The sequence below is a fragment of the Devosia sp. genome (assembly GCF_040509215.1).
GTDB lineage: Bacteria > Pseudomonadota > Alphaproteobacteria > Rhizobiales > Devosiaceae > Devosia.
On sequence record NZ_JBEVLL010000314.1, the window covers coordinates 1 to 10,784 of the forward strand.

Consider the following 10,784-nt stretch of genomic DNA (forward strand, 5'->3'; position numbering starts at 1 on the left):
GGCAAGCTAGGTGTCCATCAGCCAGTCGCTGAGGTCGTTCCAGTCAGGATTCGTCGCCTCAATCAGATTGATCTTCCACTGTCGCGGGTACTTCTTGATCGACTTTTCACGCTGGATGGCGTCGGCGACCCAATCATGTTCTTCGAGCCAGACCAGGGTTTTGACGCCGTAGCGTGAGGCGAAGCCAGGGGCGAGCGAGTGTTGGTGCTCGAAGAGGCGACGAGAGGGATTGGACGTTACGCCGGTGTAGAGCGTGCCGTTCTTCTTGGACGCAAGAATGTAGACGTAGCCCTTCATGCATCGAGCTTGCCTCGAGATGGATCACCGGGACAAGCCCGGTGATGACGATAGAGGGGAGAGGCTGCGCGTGGGTGAGTGGGGGACGGCGCTAGGTGCGGTTGAAGTGGTCGTAGACGAGCTGGGCCATGGCCTTGGAGATGCTTGGGACGGATTCGAGGTCGAGGAGGCTGGCGCGGGCGACGGCTTTGGCTGAGCCGAAGTGGTTCAGGAGCGCGCGTTTGCGCGTTGGGCCGATGCCTTCGATTTCGTCGAGCGGGTTTTTGACCACGTCCTTCTTGCGTCGCGCGCGGTGAGTGCCGATGGCGAAGCGGTGGGCTTCGTCGCGGAGGCGCTGGACGTAATAGAGGACGGGGTCGCGGTGGGGGAGCATGAAGGCGTCCTTGCCTTCCATGAAGAACTTTTCGCGGCCGGCGTCGCGTTCTTCGCCCTTGGCGATGCCGATGAAGGTCACCTCCTTGGGGAGGTTCAGTTCGGCGATGACTTCCTTGACGGCGTTGAGCTGGCCGGCGCCGCCGTCGATGAAGACGACGTCGGGCCAATCGGGCATGCCGGTCGCTTCGTCTTCGGCGTCGGTTTCGCTTTCCGAGGCGAGGCGGGTGAAGCGGCGGGTCAGGACCTCGCGCATCATGCCAAAGTCGTCGCCGGCGGAAATGTCGGATTTGATGTTGAAGGTGCGGTAGTGCTTTTTGGAAAAGCCTTCCTCGCCCGCGACGATCATGCCGCCGACCATGTTGGTGCCGGAAATGTGCGAGTTATCGTAGACTTCGATGCGACGCGGGGTTTCTTCGAGACCGAAGATTTCGGCCACGCCTTCGAGGAGAGCGCGGTGTGAGGCGCCTTCGGCGAGCTGGCGGCCGAGGGCTTCGCGCGCGTTCTGCAGGGCGTAATTGACGAGGTCGCGCTTTTCGCCGCGCTGCGGGGTTTCGACGCGGACTTTTTGGCCGGCGCGGGTGCGGAGGGCCTCCTCGAGAACGTCGTGCTCCGACATTTCGTGGCTGAGGAGCACGAGGCTTGGCGGGGTGCGGTCTTCGTAGAACTGGCCGATGAAGGCTTCGAGGACTTCTGCGTCGGAAAGCGAGTCGTCGGCCTTGGGGCGGAAGGCGTGGTTGCCCCAGTTCTGGAAAGCGCGGAAGAAGAAGACCTGAACGCAGAACTGACCGCCTTCGTGATGAATGGCGAAGACGTCGGCTTCTTCGACATTGCGCGCGGTGGCGTCGCCGCCCTGAGACTGGACGAGGGCAAGGGCGGAAAGGCGGTCGCGAATGAGGGCGGCGCGCTCGAAATCGAGATTTTCGGCGGCGGATGCCATGTCCGTTTGCAGGTGGTCCCTCACGGTCTGGGACTTGCCGGTGAGGAAGAGGCGGGCGTCCTCAACCAGTTCGCCATATGCTTCCAGGCTGATTTCGCGAGTGCAGGGGCCGGCGCAGCGCTTGATCTGGTACTGCAGGCAAGGCCTTGTTCTTGCGGCGTAAAAGCTGTCGGAGCAGTTGCGCAGCAGGAATGCCTTTTGCAGGCTCGCAATGGTGCGGCTGACGGCGACGGCGGAGGCAAAGGGGCCAAAGTAGTGACCCGGACGGCGGCGGCTGCCGCGGTGTTTGGTCAGTTCGGGAGCTTCGTGATCGGTGGCGATCAGGATGTAGGGGAAGCTCTTGTCGTCGCGAAGGAGGACGTTGAAGCGCGGCTTCAGGCGCTTGATGAGATTGGCTTCGAGGAGCAGGGCCTCGGCTTCGGTCTCGGTGCGCACGAACTCCATCGACACCGTGGCCATGATCATGCGCTGGATGCGCACGGAGAGGCCTTCGGGGCGGGTGTAGTTGGTGACGCGCGACTTTAGTGAGCGCGCCTTGCCGACGTATATGACCTCGCCGTTTTCATCGAGCATGCGATAGACGCCCGGCGCCGATGGCAGGGTGCGGACGAAGTTCTTGATGACTTCGGGGCCGGCGGGAAGCGGGGCAGGAGGCTTGGTGTCGGTCATTTTCGGGGCGTGGGGCCGCGGCGGCTCGGGTAATCGAGATGCTTGCCGCCATCAAGGGCGAGCATCTGGCCGGTGAAGGACGGCATGGAAAGAATGGCGAGGACGCCCTGCGCGATGGCTTCGGGGTCGGCGTGGCGTTTGAGCGGCAGGGTTCTTACGCTCTGCTCGAAGTCGTCGTCGCTCTGGCCTTCATGCGGGAGGACGGGGCCAGGGCCGATGGCGTTGACGCGGATGGCGGGCGCCAGGGACTGGGCCATGGTCTGGGTTGCAGTCCAGAGCACGGACTTCGAGAGCGTGTAGCTGAAATAGGCCGGGCTGGGTTTGAGAACCCGTTCGTCGATCATGTTGATGATGTTTCCCTCGACGCCACCGGGAAGCTGGGCGGCAAAGTCGCGCGAGAGAAATATGGGCGCTTCGGCGTGGATGGAAAAGTGTTCGTCCCACAGCTCCTCGTTCACATCACTGATACTGTCGGGATGAAAGACCGAGGCATTGTTGACGAGGATGGTCAGCGGGCCGAAGGGCTTTTGCGCCTCGGCGATCAGGCTGGCGCGGTCGGCGCGGTTGGCCAGATCGGCCTTGATGGTCGCAGCGCGACCCCCGCTTGCGGTGATCTCGGCGGCGAGGTCGTGCGCGCGCTTTTCGTCCGAGCGGAAGTGGATGACAACGGCATGGCCAGCGCCGACGAGGGCGCGTGCAATAGCGGCGCCGATGCGGGTGCTGGCGCCCGTGACGAGGGCAATGCCGGGGTGATTTGGATAGATTCGGGGCGTTTCGGACATCGGGCGGACAATAGGCCGGATTGGCCGCTTCCTTCAATCGGTGCGTGGCGGGGTTGGTGAAGCCCGGAGGCCTCTTTGCGCCCAGTTATCTCAAACTAAATGACAGAACCCGGCAGTAGCTTTGTGCTTTCACTGCGCCGCGAGGAGGACTAACGTTTCCGTGTACGGAAGTTGGAGCTTCCGTCAAAAGGAGGGGGACTACAATGGAAGTGTTAGTGCCTTTATTGGTGCAATTGATCGCCGGCGGTGCGGGCGGCAATGTCATTGGACAATTGGCCAAGAACCTCAACCTCGGGACCACCGGCAATTCTATTGTCGGTGCAATCGGGGGCCTTGTCGGTACGTGGCTCGCCGGTATGATTCCGGGTCTCGATACGCTGGTGGGTGCAGCCGCCGGCACGGGGGGCCTGGATATTGGTGCACTGGCGGGACAGGGCGCGACGGGTCTTGTCGGCGGTGGCGTGTTGACGGCAATCGCCGGCATCATCAAGTCGGCGATGGCCAAGGGCTGAGACCGAAGGCATTTCGGTTCGTCTGGAGCTGATGGTCGACTTGCCCTGTTTCCTGCGATAGCGTTCCGGCGCCCCGCGAGGCCGATATTTGCGAGGCGCCACACTCTTCTCTCCGGTGACCATGTCCTCCCCCCTTCAACCACGCGCGGATAATCTCGGCCGCGCGATTGTGCTTACCCTCACCACCATTGCCGTATTCGGCGTTCAGGACGCGGTCGCCAAGCTGCTGGTGCAGGAGCACTCGCCCTTCCAGATCACGATGATGCGCTACTGGGGCTTTGCGGTCTTCGCGCTTGTCATCGTCATGCGGCAGGGGCCGCTGCGGCAGGCACTGCACTCCAAGATGCCGAAGCGGCAGATTCTGCGCGGCGTGTTGTTGATGGTCGATATCTGGTGCTTCGCCATTGCGCTGCAGACCGTGGCGCTGGGGGAATTGCAGGCCATCGTCATCGTCTATCCGCTGCTGGTGACGGTTTTTGCGATTCCAATTCTGGGCGAGAAGGTCGGCATATTCCGTTTCGCGGCGGTGGGTGCGGGGCTTTTGGGGGCGCTGATCATCTTGCGGCCCGGTGGGGTGCCGCTGGAATGGGGCGTGGCGTTTGCGCTGGCCTCGGCTGCGTCCTACGCGCTCTATATCGTGCTGACGCGCCAGGTTTCGGGCAGCGATAGCGCGGCCACGAGCCTTGCCTATGGCGCTGTTGTCGGGCTGGTGATGTCGAGCGGGGTCGGCATCTTCTTCTGGCAGCCAATGCCATGGACCGATTTCGCGCTCGTGGTCGTGACCATGCTGACGACCTGCGCCGGGCATGGCCTGATGGTCTATGCGCTGACCATGGCGCCGGCCAGCGTGTTGCAGCCGTTCAACTATTTCTCGCTGCCCTGGGCCATCGTGCTTAGCATCGTGGTTTTCGGGCAGTGGATCGATCCGATCTCACTGATCGGTGCGGCTGTTATCGTGGCGGCGGGGCTGGTGGTGATGGCGCGCGAGCGACAGAAGCGAATCCCCACCGTGGCGGCTGCGCCTGTGGGCGAGGAATAGGCTGGGCTTGCAGGTGTGCCCGCGAATGGGCATGTGATGCGAAGGAATAGGAGGCCCGGCCATGTTGCTACAAATCGCGCTTGTTTTGCTGCTGATCGGTGGTGGTTGGACGCTGCTGACGCGCGGGAAGGTGACCAAGGAGCGCGAGGCGCTGACGCTGCGGCGGGTGGACGCCTATATCGAGACGATCCGGCGTGAGCGCCGCAACCCTGAACTGGTGGCGATGAGCGACAGCGAATTGCGCGACCTGCTGCATGCGGGGGCGCGGAATTTTCGCGTAGCAAGCCAGAAGCGTGGCTGGTTTCTGCTTGGGGTGGCCGCGGCGACGCTGTTTTCGGCTATCGCTATTGCCAGCCAGGACGGCTGGCGCGGTTTTGGCATTGCCGTGGCCGTGGGCGCCATCGTGGCCTATGGGCTCAACGAATTTCTGGTTCGCAAGGCGCGGGCGCCGCTGGAGCGGCATGGCGTCGATGTCGAGCGGCTGACGGTGGAATGAAAAACGCACCGGGCGGGGGCCCGGTGCGTCTGATTTGTGTATCTGCCGGAATTAGCTGCCGGCGCAGAAGTAGCCATTGGGGCCATTGAAGCAGAAGCTGGCGCCCGGATTGACCGGATAGGGCTGCGGGTATGGACGCGGTCCATTGCCACCCCAATGCGGGGGACGCGGATCGGGGTTCCACACCGGCGGACGCGGCGGGCGCGGGTTCCAGTGCGGTGGGCGCGGCGGGGGAGCGGGTTTGTAGTAGTCGTCGTCCCAGCCACCACCCCATCCGCCGCCATTGCCGCTGGACAGATAATTGGCCGAAACCCAACCATCGGGACCGCGCTTCTGCACAAAGCACCAGCTGCCGCGGCAGTATTGGATATCCACGCGTTCGCCGCGACGCAGCGCATCGACCACACCGTAGCCGGTGCCCGGACCGGAGCGCACGTTGACATTACCGGTGGCGATTGCAGGCGCGGCGGAGGCCGCAGCGGTTGTCGCCAGCACTGCCAGGGTGGCAAGCGCGGAAGTGATCAGCTTGCGATTAAGAGCCATGGGAGTTCTCCTTTCCCTGTCGTTAGCTTTTTTTGCCTGTGCCCACTAAAGCGCATTGTGGATGAACCCAGACTGAACGAAGCCTTCAGACATTGATTTGGGAAATGCGCGAAGTGCCAGCGCGTTGCGGCGCGCGGCGCAAAACACTCAAATTTGCAGCAGGTCGGTGAAGCGGCGGAGGATCTGGCCGAATTTCTTGCGCTGCTTGGGCTTTAGTTCGCCGAGCAATGCTTCTTCAAGCTGGGCCCAATGATCGGCGAGGCTGTTGCGAATGCGGATGCCGCGCTCGGTGAGGGCGATACCGGGAACGAGTTCGGGACCGACGGCGCGTCTGTCGACGAGATCACGATCGATGAGCCTGACAAGGCGTGGCTCGAGCGTGTCGAGGGGGAGGCCCAGCGTTTCCGCCAGATGCTGCTCCGTCGTGCCGGAGCGTCCAAGCTCGAAGAGGACAGCGTCGTCACCGGGTTCGAGGCCGCGTTCCTTGAGGGGAACAAGCAAAGCCTTGTGTGCCAACTGGCCCGCCGCAATGAGCTGATAGAGCGATGAGCTGGGTGAAGGTTTGGCCATGAGCAGGAAAATAGTCCGAACTCCGGTTGCGCGTCGACGGTGGAAACATCCTATCGTTAATCGAGCAACGACCAAGAGCCGTTATTGTTCACTCTATGCAGATGAGTTATGCGTCGATTGGTGGTGTTCAACGGTGCAATGCCGTGTGGACGATTCCCGGCAATGGAGGCCAATTTGCAGGATCTTGCCCGCATTCGAGCATTCGTGCAGGTCTTTGATGCCGGTGGATTTTCTTCCGCGGCGCGCTCGCATGGCCGATCAAAAGCACTGCTCAGCAAATATGTGACCGACCTTGAGGATTATCTCGGGGTGCGGCTGATGAATCGTACGACGCGAAAGCTGAGCCTGACCGAGGCGGGGGAGGCGTATTATCGCGAGGCTTCCTCGCTGTTGCAGCAGCTTGATGATCTCGATGCGACGATAACCGACCAGACGGCCGAGCCGCGCGGCATGCTGCGGGTTTCGGCGCCGCGCAATTTTGGTGAGTCGACGCTGGCCCCGGCTATCTTCGAGTACCTCAAGAAGTTTCCCAAGGTGACGCTCGACCTGCGGCTGGAGGATCGCTATGTCGACCTCGTGGACGAAGGGATCGATGTGGCGCTGCGGATTTCGACGCTGGCCGATTCCTCGCTGATTGCCCGCAAGATTGCCGATATGCATGTGGTGGTGGGGGCTTCGCCGAGCCTGATCAAGACGATCGGCGCGCCACAGCACCCCGACGATCTCCGGCATTTGCCGTGCATCATCGACGTCAACCTGCAGGGTCAGTCGAACTGGCGTTTTGTCGAGAACGACAAGACCATTTCGGTGCCGGTGAGCGGGCCATTGCGGGTGAATTCGCCGCTGGCGGCGCGCAAGGCGGCGGCCATGGGTCTCGGTTTTGTCGTATTGCCGTCCTATCTGGCTGACCCGCTGGTGGCGAGTGGCGAACTCGTGCCGGTGCTGCCCGGCTTCCTGCCGACGGGGCAGACGCTGCAGGCGGTCTATCCGCATCGGCGGCATCTGGCCGGCAAGGTGCGGGCACTGATCGACCATCTGGTGGACTGGTTCGCAGTGCACCCGATCAACTGACGGGTTTGGGGCGTGGGTTTTTCGCGTTTTGGGGCGTGGGCTCTGCGGTTTGCGGGGCTGGTTCTGGTGCTGTTCGGGCTGGCTCAGCCGGCAATGGCGCATCCGCATATCTTTATCGATGCCAAGGTAGCCGTGGTCTTCGACGATGCCGGGCGCATCGCGACGCTGCGCAATAGCTGGACTTTCGACACGGCCTTTTCGGTGTGGATGGTGCAGGGGCTCGATACCGATGGCGACGGCGTGGTCTCGCCCGAGGAAATGCAGGACCTGGCGGACGAGAACATGGTCGGGCTTGCCGACTATGGCTTTTATACCGTGGCCGGCGATGGGGTGCATTTCACGCCCGTCGGCGACCAGCGCATGCGCTACGAAGACAACAAGGTCACGCTCGATTTTTCCATCGATGCGGCGGAGCCGGTTGTGCCTGGGTCGCGTTTCGAGCTGGGGATTTTTGACGCCGAGTATTACGTGGCGATCAACTTTGCCGATGTCGGGCATGTGACGCTCGAGAATGCGCCTGCAAGCTGCAGCACCGAGCTGGTGCCGCCGCAGCCGATGGATCGGGCGACGGAAGACCGACTCTATGCACTCGGGCCGGATGTGCTGGAACTGCCGCCTGATCTGGCGGCGGCGATGCGTGGCACGCAGGGGATGATCGTCATCTCCTGCGGCGCAGCACCGACGCCCGTGACGGCTCTCGAAGCGACCGAGCATGTAGCGCAGGCGCGGCCGGCAGCGCCCTTCGGTGGACCGCCGCCGGAGCCGGGGCTGAACCTGCCGCGCACGGGCTTTTTCGGCTGGCTGCAGGAGCAGCAGCGCAATTTCTATGGCGCCATGACCGATGCGCTTGACCGCATGCGCACGGACTGGACGGCGTTCTGGGTGCTAGGCGGGCTGAGCTTTCTCTATGGGATTTTCCATGCGGCCGGGCCGGGACATGGCAAGGTGGTTATCTCGTCCTATGTGCTCGCCAATGAGCGGCAATTGCGCCAGGGCATTGCGCTGAGCGCGCTCTCGGCGCTGTTGCAATCGCTGGTGGCTATTGCGTTTGTGCTGGTACTGGCGGGTGCCTTGCGCCTGACCAGCGTGGCGCTCGGCGATGCGGCGCACTGGGTTGGCGTGCTGAGCTATGGGCTGGTTGTGCTGCTGGGGCTTTGGCTGATTGCGCGCAAGGTCTTTGGCTGGGGGCATCACCACCACCATCATGAAGAGCCGGCGAAGCGGGATATCTGGCACGATCATGATGGGCACGATCACGGCCATGACCACCATCATGACCATGATCACGCACACCATCACGAACATGACCCTGCGCATGAGCATCATGGCGAGCACATGCATCATGCTGTCGGGCCGGCCGATCTCAAGGGGAACTGGCGGGAAAAGCTGGGCGTGGTGCTGGCGGTGGGGCTGCGGCCCTGCTCGGGGGCGCTGGTGGTGATGGTGTTTGCACTCTCGCAGGGGGTGCTGGTGGCGGGCGTGGTCTCGGTGCTGCTGATGGGGCTGGGGACTGCGATTACCGTGGCGGTGCTGGCCTCGCTGGCGGTGGGAGCCAAGGGGTTGGTGGGGCGGCTTGCCGGCGGCGACAGTGCGCTAGCGCAAGGCATTGTCTGGTGGGCGGAACTGGCCGGGGCAATCTTCGTGCTGCTGTTCGGCGTCCTGCTGCTGATGGCGAGCCTCTAGCCGGCCTTGACCTTGCGCAAGCGAGAGCGCGACCCATCGCCGCCTTGCGGCGGTGCGAGAAAGGGCTATGTTGCCGGGAACTCTGGAAGATTTCCAAACTGGCGCCCCACCATGTCCGACCATCTGCCCCCCAGCCATCCTCCCGTTGTCGCGAAAAAGATTGGCGTTGTGCTGCTCAATCTCGGGACACCCGATGCGACGGATTTTTGGAGCGTTCGGCGCTATCTCAAGGAATTTCTCTCCGACCCGCGCGTTATCGAAACGCCGAAATGGCTTTGGTGGCCGATCCTTAACCTCGTCATCCTCAATTTTCGGCCGCAGAAGGCCGGGCATGCCTATGACATGGTCTGGGACAAAGAGCGGAACGAGAGCCCGCTGCGCGTGATCACAAGGGGCCAGGCCGAGGCGCTTGCGGAGCGCATGAGCGGCGATGGCGTCATGGTCGAATATGGCATGCGCTATGGCAATCCTTCGACGCAGAGCGTGCTGGAAAAGATGCAGGCGGCGGGCTGCCAGAAAATACTCCTCGTGCCGCTCTACCCGCAGTATTCTGCTACAACGACGGCAACTGCGAACGACAAGGCATTCGACGCGCTGAAGGAGATGCGTTGGCAGCCGGCCGTGCGCACGGCGCCGGCCTATTTCGAAGATCCGAAATATATCGAGACGCTGGGCAATTCGATCCGCGACGGTGTTGCAGCGCTCGATTTCGAACCGGACGTGGTGATCACCAGCTATCACGGCATGCCGGTGGAATATCTGCAGAAGGGCGACCCGTACCATTGCCAGTGTCACAAGACGACGCGGCTGGTGCGCGAATATCTGGGCTGGCCGAAAGAGAAGCTGATGGTGACGTTCCAGAGCCGCTTCGGGCCGACGGAATGGCTGCAGCCTTATACCGACAAGACGCTGGAAGCGCTGCCGGGGCAGGGGATCAAGAAGGTCGCGATTTTAGCGCCGGCTTTTTCGGCTGATTGTATCGAGACGCTCGAGGAAATCGCCATGGGTGGCAGGGAGACCTTCCTCCATGCCGGGGGCGAGAAATATGCCTATATCCCGTGTCTCAATCACAGCCCGGCAGGCATGGACATGATCGAGGATATGGTGCGGCGCGAGCTTAGTGGTTGGCTGTAGGCTTTACCAGCCGGGGCCCAGAAAATCGGGTGGGGTGACGCGCATTTTGGCGGACCAGCCGACGAGCCAGGAGGCGTCGACCCAGCCGGTGTCGGTGACGAAACACCAGCGGTCGTCGCGGGTGCAGTAGTCGAGGGTGACTTCGGTGCCGTTGGGGAGGCGGCCGATGATGCCGTAGAACATGCCGGGGCCGGAGCGGACGGCGACATTGCCGCCGGAGACGCGGGCGGTGGATTCGGCAAGAGCCGGAGTGATGGTCAGGGCGGCGAGGGCCGCGACGAACAGGATGCGCATGGGGCTAGTTTTGCCTCTGCACGGTGGCGGTTACAAGGCGCTTAGTAACGGATGGGGCGGTGACGTTTGATTTCGGCGATGCGGTCCACGTCGGCCGTGCCGAGGTGGCGGCCGCGCTCGAGGATTTCGAGTGTATATTCTTCGTAGGTGAGGCCGATGAGGGCGGCGCGGCGGGCGCGGAGGACGGCGACGTCGTAGGGGGCGTCGAAGGCTTTTTTCTTTGCCGTTGCCCATTCGAAATACCGGCCTATGCCGTTTCGACCCCAGGGTGGGGTGTGGTCGTCGTCGTCGAGGGGTGGGCCGCCATTGGAGAGGAGTTCGGTCATGGGGCGAGTTTGAGGCCCCGGCCAGATCGCGTCCAACGAAGGTTTTTTATCGTGGC

General features: G+C 62.7%; 13 protein-coding genes. 6 read left to right on the forward strand and 7 right to left on the reverse strand.

Annotated elements, in window-relative coordinates:
• Nucleotides 1-6 precede the first annotated feature (6 nt).
• From ABW043_RS17570 to ABW043_RS17580, 3 genes are all read right to left on the reverse strand, one after another.
• Nucleotides 7-297 carry a GIY-YIG nuclease family protein gene (locus ABW043_RS17570; RefSeq protein WP_353922492.1) on the reverse strand — a complete coding sequence of 97 codons (291 nt, stop codon included), beginning with the start codon at nucleotides 295-297 and terminating at the stop codon, nucleotides 7-9.
• 91 nt (nucleotides 298-388) lie between these two features.
• Nucleotides 389-2,278, reverse strand: coding sequence for an excinuclease ABC subunit UvrC (gene uvrC, locus ABW043_RS17575; RefSeq protein ID WP_353922493.1), 1,890 nt, complete (start codon nucleotides 2,276-2,278; stop codon nucleotides 389-391).
• A complete protein-coding gene (locus ABW043_RS17580; RefSeq protein ID WP_353922494.1) occupies nucleotides 2,275-3,060 on the reverse strand; it encodes an SDR family oxidoreductase in 786 nt (261 codons plus the stop codon). Before ABW043_RS17580 ends, uvrC begins: the two co-directional genes overlap by 4 nt.
• A 203-nt stretch (nucleotides 3,061-3,263) precedes the next feature.
• Between ABW043_RS17580 and ABW043_RS17585 the strand changes: the two genes are divergently transcribed.
• The 3 genes from ABW043_RS17585 (at nucleotide 3,264) to ABW043_RS17595 (ending at nucleotide 5,107) form a co-directional block, all read left to right on the forward strand.
• On the forward strand, nucleotides 3,264-3,572 hold the full coding sequence (locus ABW043_RS17585) for a hypothetical protein (RefSeq protein ID WP_353922495.1): 309 nt from the start codon (nucleotides 3,264-3,266) through the stop codon (nucleotides 3,570-3,572).
• A 121-nt stretch (nucleotides 3,573-3,693) separates the two neighbouring features.
• Complete coding sequence (locus ABW043_RS17590) at nucleotides 3,694-4,611, forward strand: DMT family transporter (protein WP_353922496.1); 918 nt, start codon at nucleotides 3,694-3,696, stop codon at nucleotides 4,609-4,611.
• A gap of 61 nt (nucleotides 4,612-4,672) precedes the next feature.
• Nucleotides 4,673-5,107 (forward strand): hypothetical protein, encoded by a 435-nt coding sequence (locus ABW043_RS17595; protein WP_353922497.1) that lies wholly within the window; start codon nucleotides 4,673-4,675, stop codon nucleotides 5,105-5,107.
• A gap of 51 nt (nucleotides 5,108-5,158) precedes the next feature.
• Here ABW043_RS17595 and ABW043_RS17600 read toward each other — a convergent pair whose 3' ends face one another.
• On the reverse strand, nucleotides 5,159-5,650 hold the full coding sequence (locus ABW043_RS17600; protein WP_353922498.1) for an SH3 domain-containing protein: 492 nt from the start codon (nucleotides 5,648-5,650) through the stop codon (nucleotides 5,159-5,161).
• A 147-nt stretch (nucleotides 5,651-5,797) separates the two neighbouring features.
• Nucleotides 5,798-6,220, reverse strand: coding sequence for a MarR family winged helix-turn-helix transcriptional regulator (locus tag ABW043_RS17605; RefSeq protein WP_353922499.1), 423 nt, complete (start codon nucleotides 6,218-6,220; stop codon nucleotides 5,798-5,800).
• 174 nt (nucleotides 6,221-6,394) lie between these two features.
• Here ABW043_RS17605 and ABW043_RS17610 point away from each other — a divergent pair, with 174 nt between their 5' ends.
• The 3 genes from ABW043_RS17610 to hemH all read left to right on the forward strand — a co-directional run bounded on the left by ABW043_RS17610 (nucleotide 6,395) and on the right by hemH (nucleotide 10,108).
• Entirely contained in the window at nucleotides 6,395-7,291 is an 897-nt protein-coding gene (locus tag ABW043_RS17610; protein WP_353922500.1) for a LysR family transcriptional regulator, read from the forward strand.
• Nucleotides 7,292-7,303: 12 nt separating this feature from the next.
• Nucleotides 7,304-8,974, forward strand: coding sequence for a HoxN/HupN/NixA family nickel/cobalt transporter (locus ABW043_RS17615; RefSeq protein WP_353922501.1), 1,671 nt, complete (start codon nucleotides 7,304-7,306; stop codon nucleotides 8,972-8,974).
• A gap of 111 nt (nucleotides 8,975-9,085) precedes the next feature.
• Entirely contained in the window at nucleotides 9,086-10,108 is a 1,023-nt protein-coding gene (gene hemH / locus ABW043_RS17620) for a ferrochelatase (protein WP_353922502.1), read from the forward strand.
• A 3-nt stretch (nucleotides 10,109-10,111) separates the two neighbouring features.
• Here the strand turns inward: hemH and ABW043_RS17625 are convergent, their stop codons facing one another.
• Nucleotides 10,112-10,402 (reverse strand): SH3 domain-containing protein, encoded by a 291-nt coding sequence (locus ABW043_RS17625; RefSeq protein WP_353922503.1) that lies wholly within the window; start codon nucleotides 10,400-10,402, stop codon nucleotides 10,112-10,114.
• 41 nt (nucleotides 10,403-10,443) lie between these two features.
• Nucleotides 10,444-10,784 (reverse strand): hypothetical protein (locus ABW043_RS17630; RefSeq protein ID WP_353922504.1); only part of this gene is annotated, 341 nt, incomplete at its 5' end.

What these genes read in the sequence shown, in the direction of transcription:
- ABW043_RS17570 (WP_353922492.1), bottom strand. Translation starts at nt 297, where the DNA reads ATGAAGGGCTACGTCTACATTCTTGCGTCCAAGAAGAACGGCACGCTC.
- uvrC (WP_353922493.1), bottom strand. Translation starts at nt 2,278, where the DNA reads ATGACCGACACCAAGCCTCCTGCCCCGCTTCCCGCCGGCCCCGAAGTC.
- ABW043_RS17580 (WP_353922494.1), bottom strand. Translation starts at nt 3,060, where the DNA reads ATGTCCGAAACGCCCCGAATCTATCCAAATCACCCCGGCATTGCCCTC.
- ABW043_RS17585 (WP_353922495.1), top strand. Translation starts at nt 3,264, where the DNA reads ATGGAAGTGTTAGTGCCTTTATTGGTGCAATTGATCGCCGGCGGTGCG.
- ABW043_RS17590 (WP_353922496.1), top strand. Translation starts at nt 3,694, where the DNA reads ATGTCCTCCCCCCTTCAACCACGCGCGGATAATCTCGGCCGCGCGATT.
- ABW043_RS17595 (WP_353922497.1), top strand. Translation starts at nt 4,673, where the DNA reads ATGTTGCTACAAATCGCGCTTGTTTTGCTGCTGATCGGTGGTGGTTGG.
- ABW043_RS17600 (WP_353922498.1), bottom strand. Translation starts at nt 5,650, where the DNA reads ATGGCTCTTAATCGCAAGCTGATCACTTCCGCGCTTGCCACCCTGGCA.
- ABW043_RS17605 (WP_353922499.1), bottom strand. Translation starts at nt 6,220, where the DNA reads ATGGCCAAACCTTCACCCAGCTCATCGCTCTATCAGCTCATTGCGGCG.
- hemH (WP_353922502.1), top strand. Translation starts at nt 9,086, where the DNA reads ATGTCCGACCATCTGCCCCCCAGCCATCCTCCCGTTGTCGCGAAAAAG.
- ABW043_RS17625 (WP_353922503.1), bottom strand. Translation starts at nt 10,402, where the DNA reads ATGCGCATCCTGTTCGTCGCGGCCCTCGCCGCCCTGACCATCACTCCG.